The 18,895-nt window shown below is 42.5% G+C and carries 14 protein-coding genes; 5 read left to right on the top strand and 9 right to left on the bottom strand.

The genetic code is table 11. The annotated features are described in order from the left end of the window. Window positions 1-11 precede the first annotated feature (11 nt). Both MTO98_RS06165 and MTO98_RS06170 read right to left on the bottom strand, forming a co-directional pair. Entirely contained in the window at window positions 12-3,104 is a 3,093-nt protein-coding gene (locus MTO98_RS06165; RefSeq protein ID WP_243485735.1) for a TonB-dependent receptor, read from the bottom strand. Window positions 3,105-3,211: 107 nt separating this feature from the next. Then, window positions 3,212-3,763, bottom strand: a complete 552-nt coding sequence (locus MTO98_RS06170) for a discoidin domain-containing protein (protein ID WP_243485736.1) — start codon at window positions 3,761-3,763, stop codon at window positions 3,212-3,214. Window positions 3,764-4,567: 804 nt separating this feature from the next. On the opposite strand from MTO98_RS06170, the gene MTO98_RS06175 reads away from it, so the two are divergent. Both MTO98_RS06175 and MTO98_RS06180 read left to right on the top strand, forming a co-directional pair. Continuing rightward, window positions 4,568-5,248 (top strand): YoaK family protein, encoded by a 681-nt coding sequence (locus MTO98_RS06175; RefSeq protein ID WP_243485737.1) that lies wholly within the window; start codon window positions 4,568-4,570, stop codon window positions 5,246-5,248. A 131-nt stretch (window positions 5,249-5,379) separates the two neighbouring features. Beyond that, window positions 5,380-6,267 (top strand): dienelactone hydrolase family protein, encoded by an 888-nt coding sequence (locus MTO98_RS06180; protein ID WP_243485738.1) that lies wholly within the window; start codon window positions 5,380-5,382, stop codon window positions 6,265-6,267. 57 nt (window positions 6,268-6,324) lie between these two features. On the opposite strand, the gene MTO98_RS06185 is transcribed toward MTO98_RS06180, so the two are convergent. The 4 genes from MTO98_RS06185 to MTO98_RS06200 all read right to left on the bottom strand — a co-directional run bounded on the left by MTO98_RS06185 (window position 6,325) and on the right by MTO98_RS06200 (window position 9,837). Next, window positions 6,325-6,591, bottom strand: coding sequence for a DUF4342 domain-containing protein (locus MTO98_RS06185; protein WP_243485739.1), 267 nt, complete (start codon window positions 6,589-6,591; stop codon window positions 6,325-6,327). A 112-nt stretch (window positions 6,592-6,703) separates the two neighbouring features. Next, window positions 6,704-7,822, bottom strand: coding sequence for a Gfo/Idh/MocA family protein (locus MTO98_RS06190; protein ID WP_243485740.1), 1,119 nt, complete (start codon window positions 7,820-7,822; stop codon window positions 6,704-6,706). Between the two features lie 218 nt (window positions 7,823-8,040). Next, window positions 8,041-9,231: an aminotransferase class V-fold PLP-dependent enzyme gene (locus MTO98_RS06195; RefSeq protein ID WP_243485741.1), complete on the bottom strand. Its 1,191-nt coding sequence runs from the start codon at window positions 9,229-9,231 to the stop codon at window positions 8,041-8,043. Between the two features lie 138 nt (window positions 9,232-9,369). After that, window positions 9,370-9,837: a GNAT family N-acetyltransferase gene (locus MTO98_RS06200; RefSeq protein ID WP_243485742.1), complete on the bottom strand. Its 468-nt coding sequence runs from the start codon at window positions 9,835-9,837 to the stop codon at window positions 9,370-9,372. A 92-nt stretch (window positions 9,838-9,929) separates the two neighbouring features. Between MTO98_RS06200 and MTO98_RS06205 the strand changes: the two genes are divergently transcribed. Both MTO98_RS06205 and MTO98_RS06210 read left to right on the top strand, forming a co-directional pair. Beyond that, window positions 9,930-11,375, top strand: coding sequence for a PLP-dependent aminotransferase family protein (locus MTO98_RS06205; RefSeq protein WP_243485743.1), 1,446 nt, complete (start codon window positions 9,930-9,932; stop codon window positions 11,373-11,375). A gap of 75 nt (window positions 11,376-11,450) precedes the next feature. Next, the gene (locus tag MTO98_RS06210) at window positions 11,451-13,148 is read left to right on the top strand and encodes an FISUMP domain-containing protein (RefSeq protein WP_243485744.1); all 1,698 of its coding nucleotides are present in this window, start codon (window positions 11,451-11,453) and stop codon (window positions 13,146-13,148) included. A 44-nt stretch (window positions 13,149-13,192) separates the two neighbouring features. Here the strand turns inward: MTO98_RS06210 and MTO98_RS06215 are convergent, their stop codons facing one another. The 3 genes from MTO98_RS06215 to MTO98_RS06225 are packed head-to-tail and all read right to left on the bottom strand — an operon-like array spanning window position 13,193 to window position 15,526. Beyond that, complete coding sequence (locus tag MTO98_RS06215) at window positions 13,193-13,615, bottom strand: DUF1801 domain-containing protein (RefSeq protein WP_243485745.1); 423 nt, start codon at window positions 13,613-13,615, stop codon at window positions 13,193-13,195. A 40-nt stretch (window positions 13,616-13,655) separates the two neighbouring features. Further along, on the bottom strand, window positions 13,656-14,396 hold the full coding sequence (locus tag MTO98_RS06220) for a LytTR family DNA-binding domain-containing protein (protein WP_243485746.1): 741 nt from the start codon (window positions 14,394-14,396) through the stop codon (window positions 13,656-13,658). Beyond that, window positions 14,393-15,526, bottom strand: a complete 1,134-nt coding sequence (locus MTO98_RS06225; RefSeq protein WP_243485747.1) for a sensor histidine kinase — start codon at window positions 15,524-15,526, stop codon at window positions 14,393-14,395. Before MTO98_RS06225 ends, MTO98_RS06220 begins: the two co-directional genes overlap by 4 nt. 502 nt (window positions 15,527-16,028) lie before the next feature. Between MTO98_RS06225 and MTO98_RS06230 the strand changes: the two genes are divergently transcribed. After that, the gene (locus MTO98_RS06230; protein ID WP_243485748.1) at window positions 16,029-18,494 is read left to right on the top strand and encodes a TonB-dependent receptor domain-containing protein; all 2,466 of its coding nucleotides are present in this window, start codon (window positions 16,029-16,031) and stop codon (window positions 18,492-18,494) included. The last annotated feature ends 401 nt before the right edge of the window (window positions 18,495-18,895 follow it).

The raw sequence follows: 18,895 nt of genomic DNA on the forward strand, positions 1-18,895 counted from the left end.
CTGTTTATATTTTAAAAATTAGCCTGAACACCAAAAGTTAATGTTCTTACGTTTGGATAAGCAGTACCGTTAGAGGTATTAAGCTCAGGATCCCATAATTTGAAAGGGCTCCAGTATAAAAGGTTCAAACCTTGCATATACACACGGGCAGCTTTGAAACCAATGCTTTTAAGTAAGGGCTTAGGCAGGTTATAACCTACATCGGCAGTTTTTAAGCGAACAAAATCAATGTTTTTAACCCACCACGATGATGTTACCGCATTGTTTTTATTGGCGCTGTTGCCGTAAGCCAAACGAGGATAAAAAGCGTTAGGGTTTGGATTTTCAGGCGTCCACCTGTCTTCCGCTATAGCAAAAAGGTTACTACGCTCGGCACCGGTACTGTTGTTAAACGGAATTATACCGTCGCCGCTCAACAACCTGTCGGCTCCGGCTACACCCTGGAAGAACACGCCGATATAAAAGTTTTTGTATTGCAAATTGAAGCCCAAGCCATAAACAGTTGTAGGCACATCTCCATTACCGATACGAGTAACGTCATTGGCATCAATTTTACCATCACCATTTAAATCCTTATACCTGATATCGCCGGGGCGTACAGTACCAAGGGCCGATTGCGTAGGGGCCGCATCAATTTCTGCCTGGTCTTTGAAAAGGCCGGTAGCCACATAACCAAAGGTTGCCAGGTAATTAGTACCTCTTCTTTCCATATATGGATAAGGCTGAGGGGCCTGGTCATTTTCAATAACCTTATCGCGGTTATAAGTAAATGTACCGCGTACATCAAGCGTAAACGCACCTATTTTTGTAGGGTTAAGCGCAATAGTAGCATCAATACCTTTATTGGTTATGATACCAAGGTTACCCTGAGGCGCGCTCACCAAACCCACGATAGCTGGGATTGAGGCCCTGTCTAAAAACACACCGCTCCTTCTTTCATGAAACACATCAACCGTTAATGAAAATAGCGATTTAAATGCCTGGATATCTAAGCCCAGGTCCTGTTTGTGTGATCGAGCCCATTGTACGTCGCTGCCATAGCTGGTAATTGCGGTACCGCCGTAAGTTGTATTGCCACTGGCCGAACCATTACCAAATGTATAACCGCTTGCACCTGTGCTTACCAATGTGAGGTAACCAAACCGCCTGCCATTACCACCTGCCTGTACACCACCATCGCCTACGATGCCGTCAGAATACCTGATTTTAGCAAAGTCGACAATGTCTTTAATAGGCTCATAAAATTTCTCATTAGATATTACCCATCCTACACCAAAAGATGGAAAAAATCCGAATTTTTTAGCTGGTGCGAAGTTTTCAGAACCGTTATAACCAAAGTTACCTTCGGCAAAGTATTTATTATCGTACGAGTATGTAACCCTGCCGGCCAAACCCTGGCTGCGGTAAGGGAGCGATCCGGTTAAATCTGTTGCTGAATTTAATAGCTGCTCGCGCTGATTAAATAAAGCCAATCCGGTTATGTGGCTCTTTTTACCAAAGCTATGGTCGTAATTTAAAGAAGCTTCGGTATAATACTGGCGGGTACCGTTAGCATCACCCTGCGGCGCAAAACCAAGCTGATCTGACCCCTGTTGTATTAAATTCAAATTAATTGAACCGTCTGCATTATAAGGATTAGCCCTGTTTATTTGATACCAGCTTCTTGTACGGGTACGTGAGATAGTGTGAGTATTATAAACGTCAAATGAGTACAATGCACTAAATGACAAGCCCGGAAGGAAGAATTTCAAATCCTGTGTTAGCCTTGCGTTTGACAAAACCTGATTGGCGAATATGTTTTGATAACCTGTTTGCGTTATCTCTGCATAGGGGTTAGGCTGTGCGCCGGCCGAGCTTACACCCGGCACCAGGTTACCCGGGTACATAACAGGATAAAGCACTGGATTGGTTTGCATAACATCGGCAAAGGCATTATTAGGGCTTACACCCGGGTAGTTAGTATTGGCAATGTAACCCTGCACACCCAAATCAAATTTGGTAGTGCTTGTCCAGTTCATGGAAACGTTTGAGGTAAAATTGTAACGCTTAAACTTAGTTGTAGCATCATAACTTTGTAAGCCATCTGTTTTCAATAAACTTTCCTCGTCATAATAAGCTCCTGAAATATAATACGTTGCAGTTTCAGAACCGCCACGGGCACTAAAATTGGCCCTCCTGTTTTGCGCTGTGTTATTAAACAACGCCTTCATCCAGTTTACATTTGGATAAAGGTTAGGGTCTTCGTTTTTGATGGTTGAGTTGATATAGTTGTTACTATACTCTTTACTTTGACCGCTGGCTAAACGAGCCTCATTTCTTAACATCATGTATTCAATACCATCAGTTAATTCGGGAGTTTTGGTAAATGAAGTGATACCCTGGTTATAATTGAACATTAAAACCGGTTTGCTATTGGTACCTTTTTTAGTGTTGATCAATATTACACCGTTGGCACCCGCCACACCGTAAACCGCGGTGGCTGATGCATCCTTCAAAATAGTGAATGAAGAAATATCTTCGGCATCAAGACCATTGATATCCCTGCCCTGCACACCATCAATGATAATTAGCGGAGATGCATTATTACTGCCGTTAAATGTAGAGATACCACGGATCCAAAGATCGGCACCGTTTTGGCCCGGTAAACCCGAACGTTGTACCCCAACCAAACCGCTGATGCGGCCTGCCAGTGTAGCACTCAGGTTAGCAACCGGCTGCTTGATATCCTCAAGGTTTACTGTTGATTGTGCACCTACTACACTGATTTTCTTTTGCTGGCCATAGCCTACAACAGCAACCTCATTTAAACTATTGGCAGCTGCCTGCAGGGTGATGGTAAAGTTAATTTCATCTTTAACAGCTGCGGTAAAAGTTCTGAAGCCGATAAAGCTCACAGAAATTGAATCGCCACGGCTGGCCTGGATGTTGAACCGGCCTTTTTCGTTAGTTACTGTAGCCCCTTTAGTTTTAAGATTGCGGACAGTAACGCCCGGTAATGGCAAGTTAAGTTCGTCCTTAACGGTACCGGTTATTTGTATTGCCTGATGGCTTTCCTGCGCGCTAACATTCATAACAAACGCCATACACACCAGGGCGATATACATAAGTTTGTTATTCCTCAAGCTCGCAAGAAAAACTTTTAAAAGTCGAATTTTTGACATAGTTTTTTTATTTGTTGATTGAAAGTATTTTGATTGATTAATTGAGTGTTTTATTGCGGCACATTGGTTACGCGCCACTCAGCCATCTGAAATAAATCATCCCCACCGTTAGCCGTTATATTAAGCCTGTAATAGGTGTAGGTTTTGTCGTTAGCGAACTCGTAATTATTAGTTTGGCCACGGTCTGCAAAGGTTTCATTGGTACGGGTATCTAATACCGTCCATGCATTACCATCATTTGACCCGGCAAGGTTCCAGTTTTTAGGGTCCCTTTCAGGCGCGTCATTAGCCGAAGTGAGCGTATAGCTTGTAATATGCTGCGCCTTATTAAATTTTAGCTGGATCCAAAAACTCGGATCGTAGGTAAAAATGAGAAACTTGGTTCCTGTGTCGCCATCTGTCACCTTTACCGAACCTTCTGCAGCATTTTTCCCACCCGTATTTTCAATGCTTACAGATAAAGCGCCCTGGGCGGTTACGTCCTCTGGATCTGGGGGCAACAGGGCATAAGTCCTCTGTTTGTCTTTTTTGCAACCCGAGCAAAATGCAAGGACTAAGCAAAGCATTACCAATGCCCGCCTGGTTAGTGTTAAAACATTCATAAATTAATTTGATTGTAGTTAGGAAATTGAAACATATATATTGTTAATTAATAAGCAGTTATGAATAATTACGCTATAAAAACAAGGCAATAAAAATCCTGTCCGGATATTTCCGGAATGTTTTCGTTCATTCTTTACTGTTAAAGAATAATTACTTCAGAAGAAAAAATAGCGGCCCTGCAATAGCCTGTACTATCGTTAAAATATGCCAAAGCAATGCCTGATCAGTGTTTTTTACTGATGATTGGAGGGCATAATATTACAATAGTGGATTTCTTTGAAAATTAAAACAGGTACCTGTAATTCAAAATTGTTTTCATTTGGTGAAGACGGCTAAGTTTAGTTATAAAAAGAAAGATGTATTAAAACCTGTTTAATAAAACGTTTTATCAAACAGATAAAATTGCTGCCTCAAAAAAATCATTCATTAAAAGCGATTTAAGTGAAGTAGAAATACAAATAAAACGTTTTACCAAATGAATAAAACTGATTATTTGCAATAATCTTTCATTGAAAACGAATTTAATGAAAATATTAATATTAATAAAACGTTTTATCATTATTTTATTTGACATAATTGTCAACATTAATTTCAACGCCTTTCTCAATCTCTTCAGTTTTGCTGTCCGATGATATTTGTTTTCAGATCGGGAGCAGGCAATAGCATTGCGGACTTATTGAAAATAGCCTGATCATCAGTATGATAATCTATTTATATGTTTAAAAAGAAATATTAGGTATTTTGCCTGCAGGCTAAAATCCCTTTTGGCGGGTGTGGTTGCGCACTCATTTAAAAACAATGTCATGGCAAATTCAAACAATATCTGGTATGTAACAATCCTGTTAAGTGCTATTGCCGGCTATTGTGACACCGTAACTTTTGTAGCGGCGGCTTCCATGTTTTCGGCGCATGTTACCGGTAACTTTATTGTATTCGCCTACCAGATCATTAAAGGGGCTGATCCGCAGGCATGGATCAAATTGATTTCCTTCCCTGTTTTTGTTATGGCGGTAATAACCGGCGGACGGATAGGATCGGAGACGGGCAAAAGGTACAGGCTATTATTTATTGAAGGTCTTTTGCTTCTTATTAGCGGGATTTTTGCAGTTTTTGTGAGGCTTTATTTCATCGCCGGCTGGGGGATACACTTCACTGCAATGATGGTGGTATTTGCCATGGGCCTTCAAAACGCTTTTGGTAAACTTTATGCCAAAGAAACCTATGGCCCAACAACCATGATGACCGGCAACGTAACCCAGGCTTCGCTTGATCTTGGCAGCTTTATTTTTTCTGTATTTAAGAATACAGTTAGTCTGGATGCTTTAAAAAAGCAAAGCATAACCATAGCAGGCTTTTTAGGTGGCTGCCTCGCAGGCGCTTTAATGGCGAAAAACTTTGGTTTACCGGCACTCATTGTTCCCGGTTTGTTATTGGTTATATGCTACCTGGGCACTGCCCGGCAAGCGGCCAGTCAGTTACAATAAATCTTTAAAGGTTTAGATTATCTATCAGGCAATTCCATATACCCAAACAAAGCATAAAACATTACTGGTAACGAGACTGTTACACCCTAAGCAAAACCTAACCGGTATTTTTGAATAAAGCCTCCAGCAATATGAACCAAATTAAAAAAGAAGATATTAAACAGGAAGTGTTTGACCTGTATGATGATTATGCACATAACCGCCTCGACAGGCGTACTTTTATGCAAAAGTTATCAATGTATGCAGTGGGCGGTTTAACTGTAACCGCTTTAATGAGTTTCATGATGCCCGATTACCACTCGACAGCCGAGGTTAAGACGGATGACCCGGGCTTAAAATCAGGCTATATAAATTACCCTTCGCCCAAAGGTGGCGGAACAATCAAAGGGCTGTTGTCGGAACCTGCCGACGCAAAAAAGAAGTTAGGGGGCATTGTAGTAGTTCACGAAAACAGGGGCTTAAACCCCTATATTGAAGATGTGGCCAGAAGGGCCGCCCTTGCGGGTTTTATTACGCTTGCGCCTGATGCACTGAGTCCGTTGGGCGGTTATCCAGGTAATGACGATGAAGGGCGCGCTATGCAGGCAAAAAGAGATAAAGGACAAATGGAGGAAGATTTTATAGCAGCCTATGAATACCTTAAAAACCATAAAGACTGCAATGGTAAAGTAGGCGTTGTTGGATTTTGCTATGGCGGAGGAATTGCCAATATGATGGCTGTACGGGTTCCGGATCTGGCTGCCGCTGTTCCCTTTTACGGAAGCCAGCCGGCTATTGAAGACGTTCCTAAAATTAAGGCACCGCTGATGCTGCATTATGCTGCGCTTGATACCCGGATTACAGAAGGCTGGCCTGCCTATGAAAAGGCTTTAAAAGAAAACGGTAAAAAATACCAGGCTTTTATCTATGAAAATGCAAATCATGGCTTCCATAATAACACTACTCCCCGCTATGACAAAGCCGCGGCAGAGTTAGCCTGGAAAAGGACAAATGACTTTTTTAAAGAGTATTTAAACTAAAAGCCAGGTACCCGCCTTTTAGTTTATTCATTAATATTGTGAATGAGGAAAGACGCCTTATTCTTTCGGGGTGTCTTTTTCTTCTTCGTCTTCCCGTTCTACAGTTATCGTACATTCTGTAACCAGGGCGGCAAGGGTGCCTACAGCGGCAAATACAGGTGCAAGTATCATCCCAAACAGCCCTACACTTAACGGAAAGGTCATTAACTCCTTACCGTGCTTGTCAGAAATGGTGATCCTGCTGGCTTTGCCTTCGTTAATTATCTCTTTTATCTTTCCCAATAACGCTTCACCGTTAATTGAAAATGTTTCTTTGGTGCTCATGTTTTTATAAGTTTTATATTTTAGATGAGCATATACTTGCCTTGTTACAATATCTGTTAAATATGACAATACAAACCGTTTTTACGGTTAGGCATGATGCATGCTTTCAACTTTACAAACTAATTTCCACCTTTTTTCCGGTTTTGACCGCGAGGTAAATGGCATCAATTATTTTAAGGTCTTTTACTGCTTCCTCGCCGTTTATTGGTACTACCGGCTTTTTATTGTTAAATATAATCTCAGACATTTCGTCCATTTGTACGGTTTGATGTGTGGTAACAGGCTGGTTAAGCTCGCCCAAATGGGTACGGCCTTTAATTGGCCCATAGCCGGTAGAAGGCTGCATTTCGGCAAATCCCTTTTCTCCGTCAAGGAAAAAGCGGTCGAGATTGTTCATGTTATAGGTAGACAGGCAGGAAGCTACCGCTCCGCTCGGAAATCCAAACTGGAACTGGATGGTTTCATCAACCCCTTCTTTAAATTTCACCGTATCGGTTTTAGTTTCCTGGGCAGTAACCCATACAGGTTCTTCGCCCGTCATGTAGCGCGATCCATTGATGGCATAAATACCTATATCCATCATTGACCCGCCGCCAGCCAGTTGCTTGTTCAAACGCCACTGTGTAGGATCGCCGATTGTAAACCCGCATTGGCCCTGAAAAAACCTGATCTTCCCAAATTCGCCATTTTGCCTCATCCTGATCACTTCCAGCGTTTTGGGTTCAAAATGCATCCGGTAGCCAACCAGCAGCTTTACATTGGCTTTTTTACAGGCGTCAACCATTTCCTGCCCTTCTTTCGCATTAACAGCCATCGGTTTTTCGCATATGGCATGCTTTCCTGCTTTTGCCACACGGATCACAAAATCACGGTGCAAGCCGTTTGGTGTGATAACATAAACGGCGTCGATATCGGGGTTGTTTTTAATATTGTCAAAGTTCTCGTAGTTGTAGCAATTTTTTTCGGGGATGCCATATTTGCTTTGCCAGTTTTTAACTTTTGATGGTGTGCCGCTGATTACACCTACAAGTTTAGCTTTGGTACAGCTTTGCATAGCGTCTGCAACTCTTGTTCCATATCCGCCAAGCCCCATAATAGCTACACGCAATATTGGGCCATCATAAGGCTTTTCAGCTTTATTTATTCCTTCAGCCCATCCTGAGTACGGTGCAAGTTGCAGGGCCAGGGCAGATAAGCCCAACTTCTGTAAAAAATCACGACGAGAGTTCATAGGTATGTTTTTTGGTTGATGACAATTTACATATTTCCGGGAAATATGCAGGCAAGTCATCTAAATTTTACTCAATACAAGGGCCCGCCCGCCCAAAAGTCTCAAAATGCCCAACCTTTTTGCACACAAAAGGGCTTCCGGATGGGGGAGGCCTTTTAAACATTGCAGCTGATAAACATTAGCCAGGTAATATTAAGATCACCGGTGAAGGTTGTTTGTTATACTATCTCCCTCAAAGCCACGCATAAAAGCTCAATTTCTTGTTCGGTGTTATAATAATGTACAGAAGCCCTTACAATGTTGTTCAGGTGGTTTTTATTCATATAGATGAGTGTTGACGCTGCTTTACCCACTGATACATTGATATGCTTTTCGGCCAGTTTGTTTTTTACCGCTGTGCCATCCCGTTTTTCAACAGAAAAGGTAACGATACCACACAACTGATCACCGAAATCGTGTACTGTTATCCCAGTCACTTCCTTCAGTTTTTCGCGTAACAGGTTGGCCAAATACTGCACACGCTGCCAGGCACGCTCAATTCCAATATCAAGAGCATATTCCACCGCTTTACCAAGGCCAAGCGTTAAGGCGCGGCTTTTCTCGTACACCTCAAAACGGCGGGCATCACTGCGCGGTTTAAAATCTGTTTCGGTTACCCATTGCGTGGTGAAGCCATCCATGAAAAACAGTTTTAGTTTGTCCTGAACCGCTTTACGTACATACAAAAACCCGGTACCCCGTGGTGCGCGCAAATACTTCCTGCCGGTTACTGCCAGCATATCGCAACCTATTTCCTGCACATCCAGTGGCACATGGCCTGCGCTTTGGCAGGCATCAAGCAAGTACAGTATATTATGCCTGCGTGCTATTTTGCCAATCTCCACAACCGGCATCATGTAACCCGCTGTTGATGGGATATGGGTTGCCGCTATAAGCTTTGTACGGTTGGTGATAGCATCTTCTAATGCCTGTGGCTGAAAATTACCCCGATCATCATTAGGGATCACTTTAAACACAACACCATAAGTTTTTTGGGCATGCAGTAAGCCTATCAAATTGGTTACATATTCCATTTCGCAGGTAATGATCTCGTCGCCGGGTTTAAAATCAATACCGTTAAAGGCCAGCCACCAGCCGGTACTGGCGTTTTCAACTACGGCAATCTCATCTTTATGCGCATTAATGAGTTGGGCTATAAAACTGTAGGTGTTTTCCAACTCATCACGATAAGTATATTCGGTTTCGTAACCACCGTTTTGCGCCTCTTCATGCAGGTAATTGATAACGGTATCAACTACTACATCCGGCGGTAGGGATGAGCCGGCATTGTTAAAATGGATAGTTTTTGTTGTGCCCCGGGTTTCGGCCCTTAGCTGCTGTACTTCCTGTTCGGTTAATATATTTTTCATAAAGTTGAAAAGCTGGTTTTTTAATGTAGAGACGCATAATTGCGTTTCCCGCTTGCAATTTAAAACGGTTAACGTTTGGCAAAGCGGCTTGTGCTGCAAGAGACGCAATTATGCGTCTCTACAAAAAATAAGAAACACTTAATTGTTTATAAAATTTATTTCCATCATGATATCGGCACGTTTGTAGGTACCCGGCTCAACCGGAATTTCGGTAAAACCCAGTTTACGGTAAATGTGGATGGCATTTTCCAAAATCCTGTTTGAAAATAATACCAGCTTTTTTACACCCAGTTCCCTGGCTTTATCAATCCCCGTTTGGCATAAAAACTGACCTGCACCCGCCCCGCGATGATCACGGTCTACAGCCATTTTGGTAAGCTCATAAACGCCGGCCTCGATGTGCCGCAGCGCTACAGTACCGATAATTTTTTGGTTTGAAGTAATGAAATAAATATTGCCGCCTGTTTTAATAATGGCCTCGTCGGGATTTTCCAGTACCCATTTGTCAAAAGGCTCAACGGTAAAATGTTCTTCGAGCCATGCTTTGTTAAATTTTTCAAAGTAGGGGGCGTGTTGCGGCTGATAATCGATAACCTGTAGTTCCATATGATTAATGAATTTGATCAATACAAAATAAAAGCATCCTTAAATAGCAAAACAGATGCAGTTTTATTAATTTTGAGCATAACAGATTTTGTATGGAAAGCCAGGCATTCAAAACAGATGATGAATTTTTATATGCAAAGATTGCTGCAAGAATTGAAAAGCAGATCAAACAAAACCTGCTGAACCCCGGGGATAAGCTGCCATCGGTGAGGATGCTGAGCCAGGAGCAGGGCATCAGCCTGAACACTGCTTATAAAGCTTATGTTGAGCTTGAAAATATGGGGTTGATTGAAGCACGTACCAAATCTGGCTATTATGTAAAATACCTGCCTGCCCGTTTTACCAGTGTGCCTGCAACAAAACCTCCGCTCAAAAAAGTAGAGCAGGCCAGTGTTGCCGAAATGATAGCGATGGTTTATCGCAACATGTCTGAAGATAGTGTGATCCAGTTGTCACGGTCATCGCCGCCATTGAGTTTGATCCCGCTGGCCAAGCTTAGTAAATCCATGTTGGAGTCGATCCGTAACAGCCCGTCGGGCAATATTACATACGAGAACCTGCAGGGTAACATCGCATTGCGCAAACAGGTGGCTAAAAATGCCTTTAACTGGGGCGGCAATATCACCGAAGATGACGTGGTAACTACGCAGGGCTGTCTCGAGGCTTTGATATTTTGCCTGCGGGCCCTTACCAGGCCCGGCGACACCATCGCTATTGAAAGCCCTACCTACTTTGGTATTTTTAATGTAATGCTAAGCCTTGATTTGAAAGTACTGGAGATTCCCGTTAAACCTGATACGGGCCTTGACCTGGAATATCTGGAACGGGCAATGGATGAAGTACCAGTAAAAGTATGTTTGTTTGTTACCAATTTTAGCAACCCGATAGGTGTTTGCATGCCCGACGAACGTAAACAGCAATTGGTGCACTTGCTTGCAAAAAAGCAGGTACCGCTGATTGAGGATGATATTTACGGCGAGATCTATTTTGGTAAAAGCCGCCCGCGTACCTGTAAAAGCTATGATAAGGAGGGGTTGGTTATCCTCTGTTCATCGGTTTCTAAATCTATAGCACCGGGTTACAGGGTGGGTTGGTGTATCCCCGGCAGGTTTAAGGAGCAGGTTCTGAATATCAAAATGATGCATTCTATTGCATCAGCAACGCCCACGCAAGCAGCTATCGGTCATTTTTTTGAAACCGGAAGATATGATTTACATATGAGGCATTTGCGTAAAGCATTGTATACCCAATGCCTGCGCTATACGCAGGCCATAGCAACGTATTTTCCGCCAGGTACAAAAATCAGCAGGCCGCAGGGCGGTTATGCGCTCTGGGTTGAATTGGATAAAAAAGTGAATGCATTTGAGCTATACCAATTGGCAATAGAGCAAAACATAAGCATAGCCCCCGGCCAGATCTTTAGTGTAGATGGTCGTTTTAATAACTTTATCCGCATTAGTTTTGGGCTGGCTTTTGATGAGGTAGTGGAGGAGAGTTTTAGGGTATTAGGGAAATTGGTGTGCAGTTTAACACAATAGTGTGATAGATATTTAATATTGAATTAATAAAAATAACTGGCTGGTAATATTTACCTTCGCGGTAAAATATTGTTAATGAAAACCTTAAAAACCTGCCTTGTCATTTTAATAGCATTTGCCGTTAGTTGCAGTAAAACTGAAAATGTTACCCCACCACCACCAGTGGCACCCACTTTCGGCGATTTTACTATCCCTTCAAAAGAATTTGGTGATGCTGCTTTTAAAATAACCGCACCCAAAAGTACCAGCGATGGTGCTATAACTTATACAAGCAGTAACCCTAAAGTAGCAGTTATAAGCGACGAAACTATAACCGTTAAAGGCTCAGGAACTTCGGTAATTACCGCACATCAGGCCGCCACCAAAGCTTTCCTTGCCGATTCTGTCAAAACTACTTTTACTGTAGGCCTGTCATCGCCATCGCTTACTGATTTTACCATTGCTGATAAAAAGGTAGGTGATGCCGTGTTCACGCTCATAAACCCTAAAAGTAAAAGTACAGGGGCATTCACGTTTAAAAGTTATAATCAGGCTGTAGCAAAGGTATCGGGCAATAAAGTGACCATTGTAGGGGCCGGGCGTGGTTCGATAGTAGCTGTACAGGCTGCCACGGCCAACTTCAAAGCAGATTCCATAACGGCAAACTTTACTGTAACAGGTTTAAAGCCAACGTTAGGGCCGCTTACTCTTCCGGCAAAAAAGGTTGGCGAGCCTGCTTTTATCATAACCAATCCAACCAGTAACAGCACCGGGCTGTTTACATATAAAAGCAGCAACACAGCAGTTGCCTATGTAACCGGTAATATGGTAACTATTAAAACTGCCGGTACTACAGAAATCACTGCCATACAAGCGGCCACCGCCACCTATAGCTCCGACTCAACAAAGGCTACGTTAACTGTTACAACCGGACCAATTGCTCCAACGCTCTATAATTTTGTATTCCCAGAAAAACGCGTTGGCGACGCGCCCTTTACTATAACTGCACCGGGCAGCACCAGTGCCGGGGCTTTTACCTACACCAGCAGCAGTACCAACGTGGCTACTATAAGCGGCAATAGTATCACCATAAAAGCAAAGGGGCAAACAACTATAACCGCAACTCAGGCGGCTATTGGCAGTTATACATCGGGAAAAATAACTGCTGTGTTAACTGTTGAAGACCGCGCTGTGACCGGTACGGTTACCGATGTGGATGGTAACGTTTATAAAACTATTACCATAGGTACGCAGACCTGGATGATTGAAAATTTGAAAGTTACCCACTATAATGATGGTACGGCTATACCTAATGTAACCGACGATGATACCTGGAAAGGGCTTGTTACCGGTGCTTATTGCAACTATAAAAATGATGCCTCTATAGCAGCTACCTATGGTAAATTGTATAACTGGTATGCGGTTACCAATTCAAAAAAACTTGCACCGAAAGGTTTTCATATCCCAACAGATGCCGAATGGACAATCTTATATAATTATTTAGGCGGTGAACGGAGTGTTGGCGATAAGCTTCGGGAAGTTGGTACTGCACACTGGTCTGCAAGTGTTTATGAAACTAATAGCACGTTGTTTACTGCATTGCCAGGAGGTGGGCGCACGTTTGATAAATATTCCGGGGTATTTACCCAATTAACCTCCGATGCTTATTTTTGGAGTACCACGGCAAACGGAACATTGAATGCCTGGTACATGGATCTGTATGTAAAAGGATATTTTGAGCGGCATGACAGCCCTAAATACTATGGCTATTCGGTAAGGTGTATTAAAGATTAATTCAAAGCATATGGCAGTTTAGTTTAAACAGGACTAAACTGCCATTATTTACAATGCGTTGTTTCGGCGTGTATAAATGATTGGTCAAGCAGCTGCGTTAACACCGTTGCATCCACATCTGTTAATTTTGCAATGTGTGTACAACCACCGCTTTGCTTGTGTTTCCCTAATTTTTGCAATAATTGTTCTTTGTCCCCGAAACCTGGAAGATAGAGTGTAAGCGAACTTTTGCGCGGTGAAAATGCTATGAGCGGTGCATCGCCTTCGCGGCCGCTATCATATTTGTAATGGTAACTGCCAAAACCTACAATTGCAGGCCCCCACATTTTGGCTTTATAACCGCTGGCTTTTTCCATTAATTGGGCAAGTTTAAAGCAGTCGGCGCGTTTGGTTTCATCTGCAACAGTGTTAATAAAATCACTTACGCTCGCTTCTGTTTCGATGGTTTTGTTGGTGTTTTTGGCCATGATTTTACGCAGATAAAGATTTAAAACGGATATAAATATATCAGGAAAATTTTATTTTATCCCACAGTTTATTGGTCACAACCTGCTGAATAACCTGCTCCCGGTAATTACGGCTAATTGGGATGCGGTGCTGCCCGATAAAAATATCATTCCCCTCAATGCCATCAATTTTACCGGTTGATACGATGTATGACTTATGCACACGGATGAATAATTTGCCGTCTAAATTTTGCTCCAGGCTTTTGAGATTGAGCAGGGTAATATATTTGCCTTTTGTTGTGAAAATGGTAACATAGTTTTGCATGCCCTCAACGTACAGGATCTCATCAAAATAAATTTTTTCGTACTTATTGCCACATTTAATAAAAAAGTAGTTCTCGTTGGCTTCAGGCTTTGGAGCATCGGGCCGGGCCGAATTATTAAGCAGGCGATGATAATCTTTAGCTTTATTGGCCGATTTAAAAAAACGATCGAACGTGATGGGTTTTAATAAGTAATCGAGCACATTAAGCTGGAAGCCTTCAAGCGCGTAACTGGGGTAAGCAGTGGTGATAATGACCATGGGCGGCTTCTGCATGATCTTTAAAAAATCGATGCCATTCATTTTAGGCATCTGTATGTCCAAAAATATCAGTTCAATATTTTGCCGGTCCAGTAGTTTGATCAGTTCGAGCGGGTTTTCGCAGGTACCGGTTAAATTCAAAAAATCAACCTCACGTACGTAGCTGGCTAATCCCTCGCGGGCTAATGGCTCATCGTCAATTATTGCGCAGTTCATCATAATGAAGCCATTTGAAGGGTTTGGGGCAAATGTTCCAGTTCGGCCAATGTTAATTGCAGGTGTACCTCAAAACGGTTGCCTGCATTTTGAATCTCCAGTTTGTGAACATCGGGGTAGATAAGATCAAGCCTGCGCTTCACATTTTGCAGGCCGATGCCCCCATAGTTTAATGCTTCGGTCCCCGGTTCGTTAGATGTGCTGTTGGTAACCGAAAAGTTAAGCTGGTTGTTTGTAAGCCCGAGTTTAATACGGATCCAGTTAAGCTGGCCGGTATCTTTTGATACATGTTTAAAGGCGTTTTCTACAAAAGTCATAAGTATGAAGGGAGCAATGCCTAAATGCCCGGGCATAGGTTCGTCAGTTTCAAAAGCGACCTGGACATTATTGTTTTGCCGGAGTTTTTCCAGTTCGATAAAGTTTTCGAGATAAGTTAACTCTTTTCCTAAAGGGATTTGCTGGTCGTTACACTCATACAGCTGATAGCGCAGCAATTCGGAAAATTTGGCCAATGATGCCGACGCCATGCCCGGGTTTTTATGGATCAGGAAAAATATAGAGTTGATACTATTGAACAGGAAATGCGGATTAAACTGGTACTTCAGGAATTTAAGTTCGGTTTCCAGCTTTTCTTTTTCGAGCAATTGCTGACGGTGCTGGGTTTGCAGCCAGTTTTTAGTAAGCTTGATACTCATGCCCAATGTCATGCTGGCAATGGTTGAGGGAAACGAGGTATTATAGAAATACATAAAATTATCCGGATCAACCCCGAACATTTTTTTCACCGAGCAGCCGGCAAAAAAGGCGCTCAAATAATAGCCGCCATTAATAAGAGACGAAGCGCAGATCACTGTTAGTGAGAGGTAGGTTACGTATTGCGTGAGGCTGCCCTTTTTCATGTATCTCGGCATCAGATAGTACAGGTTAAAATAAACTGCCAGTGCCTGCAATACCACATAAGCCAGCATCTTAACACTATAAGCTGAAAAGAACATGGATTTAGCCGCAGCTACGGGGTTAGCCACTGCAATAGTGAACCAAAAATAATGGTATACACACCAAAAAGGGATATGGTACAGCTTGTATTTAAACAGCCAGTTTTGGTTTAATGTATCTACTGATAACCCGTTCATTTTTTCTTTAATTGTTGATTCTACATCTCACCCACGGTATTGACTCACCCCGACATCGCTGCGCTCGTCACCCCTCTCTACGCAAGCGTAAAGAGGGGATGCTTTTATTTTTCTTACCCTCTTTACGCTTGCGTAGAGAGGGTGGTCCAGTGAAGCGTAGACCGGGTGAGTCGACTGTACGCCATGATACCCCGAGGGTGGGTTCAAAAAATCGTCATTGCGAGGACGTTTTTTATATAATGATTTCCAACATCATACCTAAAGATACAGCAATTGCATCGATTTATGCACCGTCATTATATCAACCGGTATAAATAATTGACCAAATGCAACGCTTAACTTATAAATGGTAAAAAAGCTAATATGATTTTGATTTTAAGTGGATTAGGCTTCTTTTATGTAGCTCGTCAATTATCCGCAGCTGCTCATCATTGAAGTTTTTTAAAGTTTAACAACCGGTTTTTATTTGCCGGCATAACCGCTAAAAAGGTTGTGAAAACATATGAAAACTTTAAGCATCAGCATGTTGTTTATCTGCCTTCTACAAGGTGTAAAAGCGCAGGTATCAGGCCGGGTAACTACCTCCAATGGTCAGCCTTTAGCATATGTAACCGTATCGCTTATTAAAGCGGCAGATTCATCATCAGTTAAAAGTATGCTTACCACAGAGCAGGGTGGATATAGTATTGCAGATGTATCTGCCGGAAAGTATCGCCTAAAATTAAGTAGCATTGGCTATCAAACATGGTTTTCAGCGTCTTTTGATATTAGCGGCAGCAAGGATGCAAAGTACCTCGCCGTTATTGTGATGAAAGAGGATACCCGGCAGTTAGGGGAGGTTGTAGTACGCGGCAGCAAGCCGTTATATCAGCAGCGAAGCGACGGCTTAGTGGTAAATGTGGAGAACAGTATACTTACCAAAGGCAGCACCGCTTTGGAGGTATTAGAGCGCTCGCCGGGGGTAGCTATCGATCACCGTGACAACGGGATTTCCCTGAATGGCAAAGGCGGTGCTACGGTTATGATTAACGGAAAGCTAATACGGATGCCGCTTGCACAGGTTATGAACCTGCTAAATGGCACAAATGCAGATAACATTGAAAAGATAGAATTGCTAAGCACCCCGCCCGCCGGGTACGACGCCGAAGGAAGTGCCGGAATCATTAATATTGTAATGAAAAAAAGCAAAAAGCCGGGTACCAACGGTTCATACTCTTTAACCGGTGGGTACGGCATGGGCGAAAAAGGTACCGCCGGCATCAACCTCAATCATAATACTAAAAATGTTAACCTGTATGGCTCATACACTTTTCAGCACGACAGAACCTATACCGATCTTTTTATAACAGGCAGCCAGTATATGCCTTTCATTGGCGGTAATGCCGAAGTGGAGTTTTACACCAAAACCAAACGGGTTAGTAATAACCATAATGCTACATTAGGTACCGATATCAAACTGGATACTCAAACTACATTGAGCGCCAGTGTAAGTTACAATAACATCCACTCGCCCAATTACACTTACAGTAATGCAGGGTACAATATCCTGCCCGATTCATTATTGAGGTATATTGGGAATATTAATGGTAACAACCGTTTAAATAACATTACAAATTCGCTTAGCATTGAACGGGTACTTAAGGGAGGAGAAAAGATTGGCCTGGAAGCCGACTATATTCATTACAATAGCAATGCCCCAACTCAGGTTAATACATCGTTCGTAAATAAACATGGTGAGCAGGTTTATGCCAGCAACAGTGTAAGTGCTCAACAGCAACGGGGATTTGCCAATACCACTATCAACGTAGTGGTGTTTAAGGCCGATTATACCAATCAGTTATCGCCATTGTTGAAACTGGAAACGGGTATTAAGGGCACACATACCGGCAGCTCAAGTTCATCGGGTATCGAAAGTTTTAACAATGGGGCTTGGGAACGCAATATGCAAACCGCAGCCAATATTTATATGAAAGAAGATATCGGCGCGGCTTATATTTCCCTCAACTGGCAACTGGCTAAAGGCACAAGCCTGAATACCGGGGCGCGTTATGAATATTCGTACACCAATATGGATAATCCGCAAACCGGCGGCAATATCGTGAACCGTAAGCTGGGCAAGCTGTTTCCAACTATACTTTTTACCACTAAGCTGGCCGGCCGATCCGAGCTGCAGCTGTCATACACCAAGAGGATAGCCCGCCCATCATATGATGACCTGGCTTCGTACTTTGCTTATAGTGATCCTACTGCGGTTTATACCGGCAATCCTTTTCTTAAGCCAACCATCACCAATAATATAAAGCTGGGTTACAACTATGGTGATTATAGTTTTTCGCTGCTTTACAGCCGGGATGATAATGCCATTGCCCGCTACCAGCTCAGCGAAAGCCCTGCGCATGATATCCTGTTTATCTCGCCTCAAAATTTACCATACCAAAACTATCTCACCTTTCAGGTTAATGCGCCATTTAAGGTAAGCAACTGGTGGGAGATGACTTACAGCTTTGTTGGCGGGTTGAGGCAATTTAAGGAAGATTATACCCTGAACCCCTTAACGAAATCATACTTTGGCTATTCGTTTAATTTTAACCAGCTGTTTAAGTTGTCCAGCAGCTTTTCGGCTGAGGTATCGGGGCAGTACAACTCCATGTTTTATAATGGCACAACCCGCATTGATGGTTTTGGGGTAATTAATGCAGGCATCAAAAAGCAATTAAAAAGCAACGCGGGCAGCCTGCAATTAGCGGTGGCCGATGTGTTTAGTGCGTCGCAGATCCAGGTACGATATGGTACACTTACGCGGGAGGCTTTTGATATAAAGAGCCATGTGATTGTTAATACCGAAACCAGGCATTTCCCGGTAATTAAGCTCACCTACACAAAATCATTTGGAGGTACAGGATTGGTTAACCGCAATAAGCAAGATAACGGATCAAAAGAAGAACGTGAGCGGCTTAGAAATAACTAAAAGGTTTTTGCAGCGCTAAAAAGCAGTATTGTTCATTTTTTGATAAGGCCGGGATACGGCCTTTTTTTGTTCATTTGGTGCCTGTGATGCATTAAACGCCGAAGGTTTATTTGATTAACCCGGTTTAAAAAGTTGGGGTAAGTGCCTGTGGTTCACTTTAAAACAGAGTAGGTAATAAGATAATATTATCCATCTTTTTATGTGTTTTATCCATTTTAAAATTTGCGGCACACCTATAAATTTACAAAACCAATTAGTGAAATCAAACGTAAAAAATTATGAAAAGAAGCTCTACTCTCTTAATACAGCGAAACTGTCGTTGCTACAATTAAAAATCACCAAACCCGAGTAAACCCTATAGCTCATTGAGTCATTTCGGCCAAATGATATTATTAGCTATT

Origin of the sequence: Mucilaginibacter sp. SMC90, assembly GCF_022811725.1 — a bacterium.
Lineage (GTDB): Bacteria > Bacteroidota > Bacteroidia > Sphingobacteriales > Sphingobacteriaceae > Mucilaginibacter.